Source organism: Dethiosulfatarculus sandiegensis (assembly GCF_000931935.2).
GTDB lineage: Bacteria > Desulfobacterota > Desulfarculia > Desulfarculales > Desulfarculaceae > Dethiosulfatarculus > Dethiosulfatarculus sandiegensis.
On the sequence record NZ_AZAC01000011.1, the window covers coordinates 170,951 to 189,037 of the forward strand.

The 18,087-nt window shown below is 53.0% G+C and carries 14 protein-coding genes; 13 read left to right on the top strand and 1 reads right to left on the bottom strand.

Features of this window, described 5'->3' with window-relative positions; all coding sequences use genetic code 11:
* The first annotated feature begins 113 nt into the window (after positions 1–113).
* The 9 genes from X474_RS08335 to X474_RS08375 all read left to right on the top strand — a co-directional run bounded on the left by X474_RS08335 (position 114) and on the right by X474_RS08375 (position 12,172).
* The gene (locus X474_RS08335) at positions 114–929 is read left to right on the top strand and encodes an IclR family transcriptional regulator (protein ID WP_044348087.1); all 816 of its coding nucleotides are present in this window, start codon (positions 114–116) and stop codon (positions 927–929) included.
* The gene (locus tag X474_RS08340) at positions 926–2,446 is read left to right on the top strand and encodes an acyl-CoA synthetase (protein WP_052515012.1); all 1,521 of its coding nucleotides are present in this window, start codon (positions 926–928) and stop codon (positions 2,444–2,446) included. Before X474_RS08335 ends, X474_RS08340 begins: the two co-directional genes overlap by 4 nt.
* A gap of 105 nt (positions 2,447–2,551) precedes the next feature.
* Positions 2,552–3,517, top strand: a complete 966-nt coding sequence (locus tag X474_RS08345) for a TAXI family TRAP transporter solute-binding subunit (RefSeq protein WP_044348089.1) — start codon at positions 2,552–2,554, stop codon at positions 3,515–3,517.
* A 16-nt stretch (positions 3,518–3,533) separates the two neighbouring features.
* On the top strand, positions 3,534–4,127 hold the full coding sequence (locus tag X474_RS08350; RefSeq protein WP_044348090.1) for a DUF1850 domain-containing protein: 594 nt from the start codon (positions 3,534–3,536) through the stop codon (positions 4,125–4,127).
* Positions 4,120–6,012, top strand: coding sequence for a TRAP transporter permease (locus X474_RS08355; RefSeq protein ID WP_052515013.1), 1,893 nt, complete (start codon positions 4,120–4,122; stop codon positions 6,010–6,012). The genes X474_RS08350 and X474_RS08355 overlap by 8 nt, the downstream gene beginning before the upstream one ends.
* Before the next feature lie 23 nt (positions 6,013–6,035).
* Positions 6,036–7,613 carry an AMP-binding protein gene (locus X474_RS08360; RefSeq protein ID WP_044348092.1) on the top strand — a complete coding sequence of 526 codons (1,578 nt, stop codon included), beginning with the start codon at positions 6,036–6,038 and terminating at the stop codon, positions 7,611–7,613.
* A complete protein-coding gene (locus tag X474_RS08365) occupies positions 7,610–8,707 on the top strand; it encodes a zinc-dependent alcohol dehydrogenase (protein WP_044348093.1) in 1,098 nt (365 codons plus the stop codon). Before X474_RS08360 ends, X474_RS08365 begins: the two co-directional genes overlap by 4 nt.
* Before the next feature lie 13 nt (positions 8,708–8,720).
* Positions 8,721–9,875: an acyl-CoA dehydrogenase family protein gene (locus X474_RS08370; protein WP_044348095.1), complete on the top strand. Its 1,155-nt coding sequence runs from the start codon at positions 8,721–8,723 to the stop codon at positions 9,873–9,875.
* A gap of 347 nt (positions 9,876–10,222) precedes the next feature.
* Positions 10,223–12,172 (top strand): hybrid sensor histidine kinase/response regulator, encoded by a 1,950-nt coding sequence (locus X474_RS08375; protein ID WP_052515014.1) that lies wholly within the window; start codon positions 10,223–10,225, stop codon positions 12,170–12,172.
* 71 nt (positions 12,173–12,243) lie between these two features.
* On the opposite strand, the gene X474_RS08380 is transcribed toward X474_RS08375, so the two are convergent.
* On the bottom strand, positions 12,244–13,692 hold the full coding sequence (locus X474_RS08380; protein WP_197282027.1) for a sigma-54 interaction domain-containing protein: 1,449 nt from the start codon (positions 13,690–13,692) through the stop codon (positions 12,244–12,246).
* 265 nt (positions 13,693–13,957) lie between these two features.
* Between X474_RS08380 and X474_RS08385 the strand changes: the two genes are divergently transcribed.
* The 4 genes from X474_RS08385 (at position 13,958) to X474_RS08400 (ending at position 18,082) form a co-directional block, all read left to right on the top strand.
* Complete coding sequence (locus X474_RS08385) at positions 13,958–14,797, top strand: SDR family oxidoreductase (RefSeq protein ID WP_044348097.1); 840 nt, start codon at positions 13,958–13,960, stop codon at positions 14,795–14,797.
* 100 nt (positions 14,798–14,897) lie between these two features.
* Positions 14,898–16,106, top strand: a complete 1,209-nt coding sequence (locus X474_RS08390; protein WP_044348099.1) for a TRAP transporter substrate-binding protein — start codon at positions 14,898–14,900, stop codon at positions 16,104–16,106.
* 133 nt (positions 16,107–16,239) lie between these two features.
* Positions 16,240–16,746, top strand: a complete 507-nt coding sequence (locus tag X474_RS08395; RefSeq protein WP_044348101.1) for a TRAP transporter small permease subunit — start codon at positions 16,240–16,242, stop codon at positions 16,744–16,746.
* A complete protein-coding gene (locus X474_RS08400; protein WP_044348104.1) occupies positions 16,736–18,082 on the top strand; it encodes a TRAP transporter large permease in 1,347 nt (448 codons plus the stop codon). Before X474_RS08395 ends, X474_RS08400 begins: the two co-directional genes overlap by 11 nt.
* Positions 18,083–18,087: the final 5 nt, after the last annotated feature.

The following is an 18,087-nucleotide window of genomic DNA, read 5'->3' on the forward strand; positions in this document are numbered from 1 at the left end:
GCGGGAAGCACCTTCCGGGTTATTTCCTATTTATACTATCGTTTTTATCTTGACCCTAGGTTTTCTCGTATAATATATTGTAATGCAATAACTATTATCGCATAGGGATAAATATGAATAAACCGAGTCAATCTTTCATTCAATCCCTGGCCAGGGGACTAACTGTTTTGCAGGCCTTTTCAGGCGAGCATCCCAGGCTCACTCTAACCACCCTTTCCAAAAACACCGGCATCAAAATAGCGGCCTTGCAGCGCTACACAGCCACCCTGATGGAGTTGGGTTTTCTAAAACGCAACAAACACCGGGAATTTTTCCTTGGCCCAAAGGTTCTTTCCTTGGGTTTCTCATTTATGAACGCCAGCCAAGTGCGCAAGCAGACAGAAGCGCTCATTGACGAGTTCTCCGAAAAAGTTAACAAAACCATGAATATGGCAGTTCTGGACCAAGGGTATATATTTTTCATCTACCGCAAGGAGGCCCAGCAGTTTCTGAACCTGGACCTTAAAACCGGTTCCCGCTTGCCCGCCCACTGCACCGCCTCGGGCAAACTTCTGCTTTCTTCCCAGGAAGACTCCTATTTAAGGGATCTCATCTGGACTATGGACAGGCCCAAACTGACCGAAAGCACCATCACTGATCCGGATGAACTGTTCTCGGATCTGATGGAAACCCGCGACAGGGGCTACAGCATCAGCAACCGGGAACTATACTTGGACCTTTACTCTGTGGCCATGCCGATCATTGATCAGGATAAAATGGTGGTGGCCTCGGTAAACATTTCGATCTCCGTCCGCGAGGCCCACACCCCCGCAGCCCAGGCCATATTGGACCAGTTCGCAGACCTGGGGCGCACCTTGTGCGGCCTTTTGGGATATACAGGCGATTACCCCAGGGTTTTTGCAAACCCTGGCTCAGGAGAAGGATTTTGAACGCAGCTCTGCTACTGGCCAATCAGGCAGCCAAAAGTCCGTCTGCCACGGCCCTTATTCAAGACCAACAAAGGATTTCTTACCAACAACTGGAAAAGCGCACCGGACACCTGGCCGGAGCCCTGCTGGCGGCCGGACTTAACCCGGGTGACCGGGTGGCCCTTTTATTTCACAACTGCCCGGCCCTGGTTGAGGTCTATTTCGCGGCTATTCGGGTGGGTCTGGTGGCCACACCGGTTAATTTCCGCCTGGTGGGGCGGGAAATGGCCCATATCTTAAACGACTCGGGCGCAAAGGCCCTTTTCATGGGAGCGGAATTCGCAGAGACCATAGCAACAATAGAAGAGGACCTGGAAGAGCATCCCCTTTTTGTGACCCAGGGCAAACAACACCACCTCGACAGCCTGGACTACGATGACTTCGTTGAAAAGGGGTCCTACTCCCCCTTTTCCGAGGACATAAAGGAAGACCAGCCTTGCCAGCTCATGTACACCTCGGGCACCACGGGCAGGCCCAAGGGGGCGGTTATCAGTCACAGAAACATTATCTGGAACCTTTTCAACACCATACACGGCAGGGAAGACAAAGAGGGTCAGATATCTATCATAGTCGGCCCGCTCTATCACACGGCGGCCTTGAACAACCACCTGACCATTCAACTGGCCCTGGGCGGGGTGAGCATTCTGGTTAAAAAGTTCGAACCCGGCCAGATGCTTAAGATCATAGAAAAAGAAAAGGCCACCGTCATCTCGGGGTCACCTGCCATGTACAACCTATTACTGCAACACCCCAAGGCGGCCCAGGCTGATACAAGGTCCATTGAAAAATGTACCTCCGGTGCGGACAAACTGCCTTTGGCCACCAAAAAACGCTTGATGGAATTTCTTCCCGGCATCCATGGCATCTACGATGTCTACGGCTGCACCGAGGCCTCGCCTTGCATAACCATCCTGAAAGCCAAGGATTCACTCATTAAGGACGTATCTGTCGGCACGGCCCTGCCCTTTTTACAGGCCGTGGTGGCGGATGAGGATTCCAATCCCCTGCCGCCCGGCGAGGTGGGTGAGTTGATCTGCCGCGGCCCCAATGTAATGGCCGGTTACCACAACCAGCCCCGGGCCACGGAAGAGGCCCTGCGCCAGGGCTGGCTCCATACCGGCGACTTGGCCCGCATGGATCAAGATGGCTTTTTTTATATTGTGGACCGTAAAAAGGACATGATCGTCTCAGGCGGTGAAAACATCTACCCCAGGGAGGTTGAAGAGGTGCTTTTCGCCCATCCGGATGTGGCGGACGTCGCAGTGGTGGGGATTCCGGATGAAATGTGGGGTGAAAGCGTCAAGGCTTTTTTAGTGCTTAGAAACGGCAAGGAGCTCAGTTCGGAAGAGGTGATCGAATACTGCAAAAGGCACCTGGCCAGCTATAAAAAGCCAAAGCTGGTCCAGTTCATAAAAGACATGCCGAGAAACGCCAGCGGCAAGACCCTGAAAAACAGACTGCGCAAATGGGGAGAATAGCCCTAGAAAAGCGAACGCTTCTTTATTTTGTCTTCAGTTCCCCAAACCCTGAAGGTCGTAAAAAGGGGGGACCTTATATTTTGGCCACTTATGGGAGGTTTGCCAATGCAATTAATGAAAACCGCTAAAGTACTGACAATTTTATTCATCTGCCTTGCCTTGCCCTTGGGAGCGCAAATAGTTAAGGCCGATGAAAGGCTCTCTATCGGCACAGCCTCCACCGGAGGAAGCTGGTACCCCTTGGGTGGCGGCGTGGCCAATATGATCAACAAATACATCAAGGGCTATTACGCTTCCGCCCACCCCTCGGGAGCTTCCATTGAGAATATCCGGGCCGTGATGAAGGGTTCGGACGCCCTGGCGCTCTCCATGCCGGATGCGGCTTTCCATGCCTTTGAAGGCAAGGGCGCCTTTGAAGGCAAGCCCCAAAAAAACCTGCGGGGTCTTTTCTCCACCTATCCGGTTGATATCCAATTCTATGTACTGGCTGAGTCGGACATAAAAAAGATAGAGGATGTCAAAGGGAAAAAGGTGGCGGTGGGCGCTCCGGGCAGCGGCACGGAAAAAATGGCCCAGTATGTGCTCAGGGTCTACGGACTCACCTACGACGACATTGACGAGCAGTTCCTCTCCGCCACTGAAACCACGGCGGCCATGAAGGACGGCAACATTGATGTGGGCATCGTCACCCTGGGAACTCCCGCCCCCACTCTGATGGACCTCACCACCCAAAGGGATATCCGCTTCCTGAATATCGAGCCCGAAACGGCCCAGAAGATCAACAAGGATTTCCCGGCCTATTTCCCCCGCACCATCAAGGCGGGCACCTATAAGAACATGAAGGACGATCACCACACCCTGGCCTGGATGGGTCTTTTTGTGGTCAAGGCGGATATGAGCGAAAAACTGGCCTATGAAATTCTAAAGGCTGTTTTTGATCACAAAGACGAGTTGGACAAGATTCACGCCAAGTTTAAGCTCATAACCCTTGAAACAGCCACCAACGGCATGTCCATTCCCCTGCACCCCGGAGCTGTCAAGTTCTTCAAGGAGCGGGGCGTTCTGAAATAGGCATCTGGCTTTAGGCATGAATAACAGACTCTTTAAAAACGCTTTTCCCTGCTTCGGAGACACCTGCCGGGCAGGGAAAAGCCTTTCCCCCAAGACCGGTCTCACAAGAATAACTATTTTCAGCCTTGCCGGTCTCATGCTGGTTCTTGCCTCTTTTGCGCAGGCCGGGGCCGGGCTTCGGCTAAAGGCGGTTATCAGCGACACCGGGCAGGTTGCCTTTTGTTTCCCCATAAAGACAAAAGAGAAATTCACCCTCTGGTTCATGCACTCCTATGACCGGGCCTTTTTCGCGGAACATTACCAAGCCCTGGGCCCGGGCGAGATACTGCTCACCCACATGACCTTTAAATCAAATTTGAACGGCGAAGGCTTTGAGTATACGGACTTTCACCTGCGCCCCGACGGGGTCGGCGAACTCAGGAACATAAACCGGAAGATCACAAAGGTTCATTTCATGATGGGATCTCCGGACATGGCCGATCACACCGTAATCAGGGGCAAAACCCGCACCCGCCTGGCCGAGCGCATTCGGCCCGGAACCTTGGTTGATCTCATAATTGAGGACACCCCCTGCCCTACTCAAACTAAGACAGGTGATATTAATGACTGAATCTCAAAATATAAAAACCATCATCCAGTGGGTCATCACCCTGACAGCCCTGGGCATGTGCGCCTTTCACCTGTACACGGCCCAATTCGGGCTTTTCTCCGCCATGGTGCAAAGACCGGTGCACCTTTTGTTTGCCTGCGCCCTGGTCTTTTTCATCCATCCGGCTTTACGAAAAACAGACCGCGCGGCCATGGGCCCGGGCTGGCGCATTCTGGATATAGCCATGATTATCCTGACCGCCGCCGCCCTGATTCACATTGCCACTGAATATAAAAGCCTGGTGGCCAGGGGCGGAGCAGCCACCGACCTGGATCTGTGGCTTGGCGGAATCGTCATTATCATGGTCCTTGACGCCACCCGGCGCATCATGGGGCCGGCCCTGCCCATTATCACCCTGGTGGCCATAGCCTACACCCTTTTCGGCCACCTGATACCCGGTCTTTGGGGACACAGGCTCATAGACTTGGAACAGTTGATAAGTTATCAATTTCTGACCACCGAGGGACTTTTCACCATCCCCCTTGGGGTCTCGGCAAGTTTCATCTTTATCTTCATTTTATTTGGGGCCTTTTTAGTGGCCTCAGGCACCGGTGAATTCTTTATCCGCTTTGCCAATGCCCTGGCCGGTCACATGCGGGGCGGCCCGGCCAAGGTGGCGGTGCTTTCCAGCGCCACTTTCGGCTCCATTTCCGGCTCGGCCGTGGCCAATGTGGTCAGCACCGGCTCCTTTACCATTCCCCTTATGAAGGATATCGGCTACCGCCCGGTATTTGCCGGGGCCATTGAGTCCGTGGCCTCCACCGGCGGCCAGTTCATGCCGCCGGTCATGGGAGCCGCAGCCTTTATCATCGCGGATATGTTGGGCACCACCTATCTGGAGGTCTGCAAGGCCGCCCTTATCCCGGCGGTTCTTTATTTTGTGGCCCTCCTTTACATGGTGCATCTGGAGGCGGTGCGCCGAGGTTTGAAAGGCCTTGACCGCTCCATGCTGCCCCCGCTTTGGAAAACAATCAAACAAGGCGGTCATCTGCTTTTACCGGCAGTGATACTTATCGCCTTTTTGGTGCAAGGTTACTCGCCCATGAAATCAGGCCTTTGGGCCCTCGTGGCCGTAGTGGTGATAAGCTGGTTCAAAAAATCAACCCGCATGGGGCCGCGAAAAATACTGACCGCCATGGAAAAAGGAGCCAGGGGCAGCCTGGAAGTAGCGCTGGCCTGCGCCTGCGCGGGAATCGTGATTGGCTGCGTGACCCAATCCGGCCTGGGGCTGAAATTCTCCAGCCTGGTTATCCAGGCCTCGGGCGGCAGCCTTTTGCTTTCGCTGGTCTTTGTGATGGTGGCTTCCCTGATTCTGGGCATGGGGCTCACCACTTCGGCGGCTTACATCCTCACCGTAATCCTGGCCGGTCCCGTGCTGGTTGACCTGGGGGTGAAACCCCTGGCTGCCCATTTATTCGTGTTTTACTATGCCTGCCTTTCCTGCATCACTCCTCCGGTGGCCCTGGCCGCCTTTGCAGGAGCAGGCCTGGCGGGTTCCAAGCCTTTTGCCACCGGGTTTGAATCCATGCGGCTGGCGATTATCGCCTATCTGGTGCCTTTTATCTTTGTGTATCATCCGGTCCTTATCTGGCAAGGAAGCTGGTACGCTATCATGCTCTCCTTTGTTTCGGCCGTGCTGGGTTGTGTGGCGATCGGTTCCTCCCTGTTGGGATACCTGGCTGGACGCCTTAACCTGCTGTTCAGAGCGGTGCTTTTAGGGGCGGCCTTTTTACTGATCATGCCGGGCCTGTATTCAGACCTGGGCGGCGTGGCATTACTGGGGCTGATCTACCTTTTGATGAACCTGGCCGCTAAAAAGGCGTTGCCGGTTTCCACCCAGGCCTGAGCCATATGTAAAGGCGGGTTTTTATGCAAAGCGTGTCAGAGCTGATTCAACTCAGGGAAAAAGAATTTAAAAATAAAATTTTTCTGGAGTTCAAGGATAAAAGCTTCACCTATGAAGAAATGAACCTCAAGGCCAATCAAGCAGCCAGGGGATTTTCCGATCTGGGACTTAAGAAAGGCGACCGCATTGCCCTTTTGGCCCCCAACTCACCAGAGTTTATTTTTCTTTGGTGGGGCATCCTGAAAATGGGCGCGGTGCTGGTTCCGGTCAACTTAAGGCTCACAGCTCAAGAGGTGTCATACATACTGAACCACAGCCAAGCCAAGGCTGTGGTGATGCATCAAAGCACCCTTGACCTTTTGCCAGGGCTGAAAAAGAACTGCCCTGAGATCAATAATTGGCTGGGATTGGGGCAAAACGAAAAATTGCCCACGGTCGATAATTTTTTCAAGACGCCTGATCCGGGGCAGCCCCCAATGGCCCTTAACTTAGATGACGCGGCAGTGATCCTCTACACCTCTGGCACCACGGGCTTTCCCAAGGGCGTGGTCCACACCCACGGCAACTACCTGCGCACCGCCTCTTCCTTTGCCCGCACAGCAGAACTCAAACAAAGCGACCGCCTGCTCACAGCCAATCCGCTTTTTCATGTAAACGCTCAATTTTATTCAACCATGGGCACTCTTTGGGCCGGGGGAACATTTTGTCTGGCTGAAAAGTTCAGCGCCTCCCGCATGTGGGACTGGACCAGAAGCCATAATGTCAACAAAGTGGTGATGCTTTTAGCCTTGACCACCATACTTTATGGTCGTCCGCCCCAGCCGGACGACGGCGACAACCCGGTTGAGCTGGTTGTCGCCGGAGGGGCTCCCAAAGGCTGTTATCATGACTTTGAAAAACGTTTTAAGGTTAAACTGCAAACCCTTTACAGCCTGACTGAATCGCCCTTGGCCATCATGAGTCCGCCGGGAAAAAGATGCGTGGACGGAGCGGTGGGCAAGCCCATGGTTCCGGGCTGGCCCGGACTTAAAAACCGGATCATAGTGGCCAAAGCCGACCTCTCCCCCTGCCATCCCGGCGAGACCGGCGAAATCATGATCCAGAACCAGGCCCTTTTCACCCATTACCTTAAAGACCAGAAGGCAACGGAAATGGCCATGGCCAAGGGCTGGCTGCATACCGGCGACATGGGCAAAACCGATGAAAAGGGATGGATCTATTTCCTGGGACGCGGCAAGGATGTGATCCGCAAAAAAGGCGAAAACATAAGCGCCGCCGAGGTGGAGGGAGTGCTCACAGCCCATGGTTCGGTGAGCCAGGCCGCCGTTATCGGGGTGAGCCCGGCCGATGCCCTGGGCGAGGAAGAGCCCATGGCCTTTGTTATCCCGGCGGAAAAGAATATCGTTTCCTGGCCGGATTTGATCACCCACTGCCAAAAAAACCTGGCGGATTTTAAAATCCCCCGCTTTTGGCTGGCAGTGGAGGACCTGCCCAGAAACGCCACCAACCGGGTAATCAAGGAAAAACTCATGCAAGGTGATCCGCCTGAAACCAGGCCGGGAGTATTTGACAGCCTTGCCAATAAGGAGGTTTCAGGATGAAAACCAGAGCAATGGTTGCCACCGAACCCGGAGTTCTTGAGATGCGGGAATTCCCTCTGCCCCAAATCGGCGATGACGACGGCATCTTAAAGCTTGAGTTGATCGGAATATGCGGGTCGGACCCGGGTATATTCAAAGGCAAGAGCGCCAGGGGCAAAAGGCCCTATCCCATAATCCTGGGGCATGAAATCGTGGGGCGGATTCACCAGATGGGAGATGCCGCCCTTAAGCGCCACGGCCTTGAGATCGGCGACCGGGTGATTGTGGAATATGCCTTTGGCTGCGGTTTCTGCGGGCCCTGCTTAAGCGGGAACTACACCTTGTGTGAAAATTTCTACACCTATGGCTCCATGATCTCCTGCCAGGACCCTCCCCATCTTTACGGGGCCTATGCCGATTACCTCTATCTGCACCCCAGGGCCATGATCCATAAAATCGGCGAGGATATTTCACCTGAGGAGGGGGTGATGATCTGCGCGGTGATGGGAAACGGGGTGCGCTGGGTGCGCCAGATGGGGGATGTGGGCATAGGTCAACCGGTGGCGATCATCGGGCCGGGCCAACAGGGCCTGGCCGGGGCTGCGGTGGCCAAGGAATCCGGAGCCGGCCCCATTATCATGGTGGGGCTCTCTTCCGACCGGCAAAGACTTGAAATGGCCAGGCGCTTTGGCGCGGACCATGTGATCATGGCGGATCAGGAAGACGTGGTTGCCAGGGTGTCGAGCCTCACAGACGGAGCCATGGCCAAACTGGTCATGGATGTAACCGGCAACCCCCAGGGGGCGATTACCGCCCTTTCCGTGGCCGGGCTTCGCTCCACCATTGTCCTGCCCGGCATTTATGGGGCGAACGTGGAGATCCCCCTGGCTCTGGACAAGGTTGTATTTAACGAAATCAAGCTATTGGGAACTTTTTCCCATGACCGCCAAGCCGTGGAACCGGCCATAAAAATGACCTCCAAGGGTAAATACCCCTTGGCCGAACTGGTCACCCATCGTCTGCCCCTGGAAGATGCCTTAAAAGGGCTGAAACTGGTTGCCGGCGAAGTGCCCGGAGAAAACGTGATGAAAGTCGTGCTGGACCCAAGCCTATAGGAGCCTGACCGCCATGCAGAACCAGATCTCAGAAGACATAAGAATTATGCTGGAGACGATAAGAAGATTTGTGAAAAAAGACCTGGAGCCGATCAGCCGCCAGGTTGAAGACGAAGACAAAATTCCCCCGGAAACCGTGCGGAAAATGAGGGAGTTGGGATTGTTCGGGCTTTCCATTCCCCAGGAATACGAGGGCCTGGGCCTTTCCACCTGGGGGGAATGCCTGGTCTATGAGGAGCTAAGCAAGACAAACGCCTGCTTTCGCACCCGCATTGCCACCAATAACGGCATCGGCTCCCAGGGCATCTTGTTGGATGGAACAGAAGAGCAAAAGCAAAAATACCTGCCCAGGCTGGCCAGCGGGGAATGGACCGCCTGTTTTGCCCTGAGCGAGCCGGAAGCAGGGTCGGACGCGGCCAATATCCAGACCACGGCCCTTAAGGACGGTGACAAATATATCCTGAACGGGGTAAAGCATTTTATAACCAATGGCGACATCGCCGATCTGGCCACGGTATTCGCCTTGACCGATAAGGGGAAAAGGGCCAAAGGCGGCATTACCGCATTTTTGGTTGAAAAGGGGACACCCGGTTTCGAGGTGGGGACCATAGAACGCAAAATGGGTTTAAGGGGAACCCACACCTGCCAGCTTATCTTTGATAACTGCCCGGTGCCTGAGGAAAATATCGTGGGCGGGGCCTTGATGACCGGGCAAGGCTTCAAAACCGCCATGCGCACCTTGGATAAGGGGCGTCTCACCATGGGAGCCTCGGCCCTGGGTTCGGCCCAGCGGCTTTTGGGACTCTCCCTTGACTATGCCAAACAAAGGGTGCAGTTCAAACAGCCCATAGGCAATTTCCAGTCTGTGCAGAACATGCTGGCCGACATGGCGACCCAGATTTACGCGGCCAGACAAATGCTCTACCATGCCGCCCAATTAAGAGATGAAAAAGGCTCGGCCGTGATCAAGGAAGCCTCGATGGTTAAACTTTTCTGCACGGAAATGGCCGGAAAGGTGGCGGACATGGCTGTTCAGATCCACGGAGGAATGGGCTACATGAAAGACTTCAGCGTGGAGCGTTTTTACAGAGACTTGCGCCTCACTCGCATATATGAAGGCACCAGTGAAATCCAGCGTATGGTGATAGCCAGACAATTGCTCAAGTAGTTTCCGGTTATCACAAATAAGACCTGATTTGTCCGGCTGATCCGAATTGAAATCCGGCTCAGCCGGATATTTATCTGTAACTATGGCTAATTAGACATACTTAATATATATTTAATTCAACAAAAACAATATGTTAAAAAATGGAACGTTTTTTGCTTATAAAAGGCCATATGAGAGGGGGCATTTATTAAACACTTTTCCTTTTTGACTCCATTTTAAAAATAATTTTCATCTCCAAAAATGAAAGCCACCGGCCCGGACCAGTTTAACCGGTGGATGTAAGTCAGCGTCTTTGTCAGATCCGGCCCCAATAGGATGTGCTTATTTAAAAAAAGCTGGGAAGGATTATGGGAAACGCACCAACCACCATCTCCATCTGCCCGGAGATTGACCCAGACTTCATGACTTCGCTGCCTCTAGCCGCACTGGTGGTGGACCGGGATTGCCGCATCCTGAAAATGAACCAGACAGCCCTGAAGTATTTCCGTAACAGTTCGGAGCCAAATAACTCCCAACCTGTCACGCCGTTAAAAACCGATTCCCTTGCCGATCTTTCGCCGAATCTTACCGACTCATGCAGCGAATTATTTAAAAAAGAAGAGATCACTCCCTTGTCGGTCGAAGCCTGGACACAAGATATCGGCTCCTTCTCCCTTAAAATCCATGCATGCCTTTTCCCTTCCCAGTTGGACAATCAAAAGAGGCTTTTACTTCTGCTCCAGGAGACAAGGCAACAGCCTCCCGACCGTTCACAGGAGCCGGACCTTTCTTCACTCATCGCCAACCTTCCCGGTGTGGCTTATCGCTGCCGCAATGATCGCCACTGGACCATGGAATTTATCTCTGAAGGATGTCTTGAATTAACCGGCTATCATGCCCGCGACCTGATCGGAAATAAAAAGACGTCCTTTACAGACATAACCCACCCGGCTCACAGGGAAGAAATCTGGAACCAAGTGCAAGAGGCCCTGACCGATAAAACCGATTTCAGTCTGGTTTTTAGAATTATTACTGCCGAGGGCCGGGAAAAATGGGTAATGGAAAAGGGCCACGGCCTTTGGGACCCGCAAGGCGAACTTATCTGCCTGGAAGGTTTCATCTCGGATATATCCGAACAAAAAGAGGCTGAGGAAAACCGCCGCAAAATAGATGCCCAACTACAGAAAGTGCAGAGGCTGGAGAGCCTTGGCGTGTTGGCTGGGGGTATAGCCCATGATTTTAATAATCTTCTGGTCGGGGTTTTAGGCAACGCGGGGCTTGCCCTTTACGAACTGCCCCAGGAAACAAAAGCCCATAAATTTGTGCTGAAAATCGAAGAGGCAGCCAGGCGGTTGGCCGAATTGACCAACCAGCTTTTGGCCTATTCCGGCAAAGGCAAATTTGTGGTGATGCCGTTATGCCTGAACAAGGTGATTAAGGACATGGAGCCCCTGCTCGGCACAGTGGCAGGGAAAAATGTTGAACTTCACTATGATCTGGCTAAAGACCTTCCCGAAATAGAGGCAGACACCGCCCAGGTGCGCCAGGTGGTGGTGAACCTTTTGAGCAACGCGGCCGAGTCCATCACCCAAACCGGAGAGATCAAGCTAAAAACCGATTATTTCACGGCAGATCAGAATTACCTGGACCACACCTATCTTAACGACAATCTGAAGCCGGGGACATATGTTTCCCTTAAGGTGACGGATACCGGTTCGGGCATGGACCAAGCCACCATAGGCAAGATTTTCGACCCCTTTTTCAGCACCAAATTCCAGGGCAGGGGCCTGGGGCTGGCTGCGGTATTGGGCATAGTGCGCAGTCACAAAGGTGCGGTTAAGGTGCATAGTAGACCCGGCCAGGGAACCAAGGTGGAAGTTTTGCTTCCCTCTTCCCAGGAGGGCACCTCCAGCTCAGAAGTAACTAATAATTGGCCCCGGCTTGGGGCCAGGCCCAAGACAGTGCTTGTGGTTGACGACGAACCCATGGTGTTGGATGTTGCCCAAGGGGCGTTAAAGCGTTCCGGCATCTCGGTGATAACGGCTTGTGACGGGCTGGAAGGCCTTAAAATTTTCAAGGCCCATACAAAAACCATAGACTTGGTGCTCTTGGATATGACCATGCCGCGTATGGACGGCGGTGCGCTGTTTGAAAAGATACTGGACCTTAAAAAGGACGCAAAAATAATCATCTCCAGCGGATTCAGCCGCCAAGAAGCATCCAGGCGTTTTCGCAACTCATCTCTGGCCGGCTTTATCCAAAAACCCTATCTGCCCAGCCAACTGGTCAAACTGGTTAATAAAGCCTTGACCCAATAAAGGGATATCCGGACCTGCAAAACCGGTCCCCGGGGTGTGTAGCAATTGTGCTACATCACGGGCAAAGTGGATCAATCCGCTTGTTCTTCTTGCGATATATTGTGTTTTTTCAACTTCTTATAAAGCAAGGTGCGGTGAATGCCCAGCATCCTGGCGGCTTGGGCCTTGTTGTTTCCCGCTTTTTTCATGGCCCTGAGGATGGCCTTTTTCTCGGCCTTGGCCAGGGCGGCGTGCAGGCTCACGTTATTTAACAGCGAGGAATGAGAAATGTTGCCGCTGAATTCACAGGGTAAATCGTTAAGATGAATCTTATCCCCTTCAAGCTTGGCCAATACTCTCTCCAGCACATTGCACAGCTCCCTGGCATTACCGGGCCAGGCATATGCGCAAAGCGCTTTTTGGGCCTCTTCCGTAAGGCAGTATCTGGTCCTGCCTGTGGTTCCGCAGATTCTGCCCAACAGATGATAAGCCAGGGGGATTACGTCCTCCGGCCTCTCCCTTAAAGGGGGTATCTCTATGGGAATAACATTTAGGCGATAAAAAAGATCCTTTCTAAAGGCCCCGGTCACAAGCATCTTCTCAAGATTCTGGTTGGTGGCCGCAATCAGCCTGAAATCCGTTTTCACCAGTGAAGTGCCCCCAACCCTTTCAAACTCCTTTTCCTCCAAAACCCTCAGCAATTTGGGTTGCATCTCCAGGGGGAGTTCACCTATTTCATCCAAAAAAACAGTCCCGCCATGGGCCATCTCAAATTTTCCCGGTTTGCCCTGGTCACGGGCTCCGGTAAAGGCGCCTTTGTCATAACCAAAAAACTCGGATTCAAACAGATCCTTAGGTATGGCAGCGCAATTGATGCGCATAAAGGCCTCTTGGCTTCTCTTGCCGGCCTGGTGTATGGCCTGGGCGAACAACTCCTTTCCCGTACCCGATTCGCCGGTTATCAAAACCGGCAAATCATTTGAGGCTGCCTGGCGGGCTTCCTTTCTGAGGCTTGACATCGCCTTACTTGAGCCCACTATACTCTCAAAGGTGTACCTGGTGGAACGCAGGCTTGAGAGCTCCGCCTCGTACACCTTCACCTTTTGCTCCAGGCGGGACAATCTCCGGGCCAGTCTGCCGACTTCACGCACATCCTTGAACATCACCTGGCCGAATACCGCAATCACCTTGCCGTTCTTTTGAATGGGAATTCTCTGGACCACCATTTGCTGGCCCTTGATGCGCTGGCTCACGTTTATCTCCGGCACACCGGTCTGGGCCACTATGTGCATGCGGGTGTTCTCAACCACCTCCGTGGTGTGCCTGCCTACCTGGATTTTGTGATCAACCCCCAAAAACCTTCCATAGGGTTCATTGAACAAGGTCACCATTCCATCGGCGTTTGTGACCATCACCCCATTGTGAATATTGTTAAAAATGAGTTCGTAAAGCTCCAACTGTTTTTCCAGTTCCAGGCAACGGGCAGACAAATCCAAGGCCGTTCCCGTTGTTTCGGCGCCTGCTGCTTTGGAAAAATTCAACACATTTTTCCTCCTGCGTCGGGAGACTTGCCGTCGCACCACAGCTACATGTATCCTACTTGATACACTATATTAGTAGACTATAATCCAATACAACAACCCTAAAAAACAGCTCTTTGCATTTTTATTTTTATAACACCCTATAAATAAAACGATTTTAAATTGTGCTTATCCTACAGACTCGTTCCCGCCAGGTTTGGCTCCCTTTTTGCTCAAGCTGTAAGCGTGCAAAAAGTCTGCCCCCTCAAGACTCCGGGAGAAAGCCATGGAAATAACCGAACCTGTAATAACCCGTCAGGAAATAATGTTTCTGGATGACAAGGACTTCAACCCCGGCAATGTGATCCTGGTGACCGGGGCGGCCACTGGAATCGGCAGGGGCCTGGCAGTAGCCGCGGCAGCCAACGGCCTCATGGTGGTGGGTCTTGATATCAACCAGGAGCAAGGCAAAAAGACCCAGAGCATGGCTCGCGAACTGGGCGGGCAAATGATCTTTCTGGGTTGCGACCTGAACCAGGACAACCAAATGGGAAAAGCCGTACAGGAAGCGGCCAAACTTGGCCAGGTTCGCTATCTGGCCAACATAGCCGGGCTTCAGCACATTGACAGCGTAGAGAATTTTCCCATGGAAAAATTCGACCTCATGCAAAGGGTCATGGTGCGAGCCCCGTTTTTTCTTTCTCAGTTGGTTATCAGAGAAATCAAAAAAAGCCCTGACGGCGAAGGTGTCATCGCCAACATGGCCAGCGCCCATGCTCATATAACCACCAAAAACAAACCTTCCTACAACATCGCCAAATTCGCCCAAAGGGCCCTGGCCCAATCCATCTCCGCCGAGGGCGGGGGAAAAATCAGGTCTTTTACCGTCAGCACCGGTTTTGTGAAGACCCCCCTGGCCCTGGGACAGGTTCCCGAACAGGCCCGGCAAAGGGGCATAACCCAAGAACAGGTCGTCACCGAAGTGATGATGGGTAAAAGCCGAATCAAGGAAATGATGAACCCGGTTGAGGTTGCCAATGCCTTTTTATACGGCATGAGCCGCTTTGGCCGCTATCTGGTGGGAGGAGACCTGTTGCTTGATGGAGGCATGGTTCTCACCTATTGAAGCCAGACCACATCCGGTTGCCTGAGGGACCGCTTAAGCCTTCAAAGGGCCAAGGGCGTTCTGGATAGTGGAGATAAACACTCATCAGGGAGGAAGTTCCATGAAAAAACTAGGCATCATCTTATTAGCCCTGGCCCTGGCTGTTGGTTTCACCGCAGCCAACGCTGATTTCGGTATGGCCAAGGACAAGGTTCAGGAAAAGGCCAAAAAGAAAAAATATAAAAAATTCGGAGCGGATGAAAGGGCCAAAGCCTGGAAGAACAAAAAGTGGAAAACCTCCAAGAAACGCATTACCTGGCGTATGACAGGCCCCTGGGGAGCAGGACTTTTATTTTATGACTTCATGATCCATTTTGCCGACAGTGTGAGGGCGGCCAGCGGTGGACGTTTGAATATCAAGGTGTTCCCGGCCGGAGCCATTGTACCGCCCATGGAGACCTTTGAGGCGGTGAGCAAGGGAGTGGTGGATATCGGCCATTCCTGGCCCGGTTACTGGAAGGGTAAGAACGAGGCTTTTGTGGCCTTTTCCTCGGTTCCCTTTGGCCTGGACAATGAAGGCTATAACATCTGGTACTACGAGCGCGGCGGTCAGGAAATGCTTAACGAGCTTTACGGCCGTTTCGGCATGGTGGCCTTTTTCTGCGGCAACGCAGGACAGGAGTTGGGGCTTTTTTCAAACAAAAAGGCCTCCAAGATGGAGGATTTCAAGGGCATGAAGGTCCGTACGGTTGGATGGTACATGGACATCCTAAACCGTCTCGGGGCATCGGTCACACCACTGCCCGGCAGTGAGATCTACCTCGGCCTGGAGCGCGGCATTATTGATGCCTGCGAATTTTCTTCACCCGCAGTGGATCTGCCCATGGGCTTCCATGAGGTCACCAAGTATGTGATTGAGCCCGGCGCGCATCAACCTTCCTGCCAATTTGACATCTTCATTAACAAAAAGAAATGGGACGCCCTGCCTGAAGACTTAAAGGCCATCGTCTCCATCTGCGCCAAGGAAACCCAGCTCTGGTCCAATGCCTGGATCGAAAACTTAAACATCACGGCCATCAAGGAAATGGGCAAAAAAGTTGAATATGTGGTCATGGAAGACGAGGCGCTGAACGAATTCGCCAAGACCACATATGAGTATCTGGAAGAGCTCAAGGCCAAGAACCCGGATGTGAAAAAGGTCTTGGACTCCCAAGACAAATTCAAGGAAGATTTTGCCCCCTGGCGTGAGATGAGAGGCAGGCTGGTTCCCTGGCCCTATAAGACCTATACCAGCGGCTCCCAAAAATCGGTGGGCACCCATTTACAGTAGCCTACGAAAAAATCCCGACAAATCCTGAAACCGGTTCATGCCCTGAGCCGGTTTCAGGGACCGCAACACCTGCAGGCAGGGGCGGACCCATTACCTTGCCACATGCCAACCACATAAAAAGCGGGGATGAAATATGAACAAGCTTATCGATGCGGTGGATGGATTCACCGAATACACCGGCAGATGGATCGCGCTCCTCATCCTGCCGCTCATCTTTGTGGTGCTCTATGAAGTACTGATGCGCAGGGTTTTCAACGCCCCCACCACTTGGGCCTTTGAGGTCACGGTTTATTGTTACGGCGCTCATTTTATTCTGGGTATGGCCTACACCATGCTCTATGACAGCCATGTGCGCATAGATATTATTGTTCTTCAGATGCCGGAGCGCATCCAGTTATGGCTGAGGGTGATAACCTTTGTGATTATCTTTCTGCCCTTTGTGGGCATACTCACCATAGCTGCGGTCAAATACGCGGCCGAATCTTGGATCATGAACGAACACTCCTGGAGCGCCTGGAAACCGCCGCTCTACCCTTACAAAACCGTCATGCCCATTGGCCTTTTGATGCTCATGGCCCAGGGGATAGCCTGTTTCCTGAAAGATCTGAAAAAATTGAAGGGGGGCAAAGATGGAGCCTGAAACCTTAGCCCTTCTGATGTTCGGCACCCTTTTGATAACCCTTTTTCTGGGGCACCCCCTTGCCTTCAGCCTGGGTATTTTGGCCACGGTATTCGGCCTCATCGGCACCGGCGGGGAAATAGACCTTCTCTTTGCCATGTTCGCCTCCAAGACCTATGGCGTCATGGAGGAATATGTCCTGGTGGCCGTGCCCCTTTTCATATTCATGGCCCAGATGTTGGACGCATCGGGAATAGCTGAAAAGCTCTTCAAAACCATGCATATCATCTTGGGTCCCATAAGGGGGGGGCTGGCCCTTGCGGTGATCTTAGTCTGCACCATCTTTGCGGCCAGCGCAGGGGTGGTCGGGGCCACGGAGGTGGCGGTGGGGCTCTTGGCAGTGCCCGCCCTTTTAAGGAGAGGCTATGACATTCCCCTCACCGCCGGGTCCATATGCGCCGGGGGCACTCTGGGAATCATCATCCCGCCGAGCATTATGCTGGTAGTCTACGGCAGCCTGGCCCAGGTAAGCGTGGGGCACCTTTTCACCTCGGCCATGTTTCCGGGATTGTTGCTGGCAGGCCTCTACATGACCTACATAACCATCCGGTGCGCCATCAAACCCGAGATGGGGCCGCCTTTACCCAAAGAAGAACGCATCTACAGCTTAACCGATAAGCTGAAGATGATATTGGTATCCCTGGTTCCGCCGCTGGCCCTCATCGTAATGGTCATGGGAAGCATCATCGCCGCGGTGGCCACGCCCACCGAGGCGGCGGGCATTGGATGTCTGGGGGCCTTTCTGCTGGCCATTATCTACCGCAAACTGACTTGGGGAGCGGTCAAGGATGCCGCCATAGCCACCCTAAAAACCAACAGCATGGTCATGACGCTTTTTTTGGGAGGCAACGCCTTTCAGTCCATTTTCATGTATCTCGGCGGTTCAGACGCCATCAGCAACATATTACTAGGACTCGAAGTGCATTCGTATGTTATTCTGTTCATCATGATGGGATGTGTCTTCTTTCTGGGCATGTTCATCGACTGGTTGGGGATACTTCTGATTGTGGTGCCGATCTTCACGCCCATCGCCCTTGAACTGGAATTTCATCCGGTCTGGTTCGCGACCCTGATCTGCGTGAATCTGCAGATGGCTTTTTTGACACCACCTTTCGGCTATTCCCTGTTTTATCTAAAAGGCATTGCTCCCAGCGAGATGAGCATTGTGCACATCTACAGAGGTGTTGTGCCCTTTATTGCGTTGCAATGGGTGGGACTCATCATCTGCATACTCTGGCCTGAATTTGTTTTATGGCTGCCCAAGGCCATATTCGGGGCCGAGGCCATAGGCGGCTGAGCAAG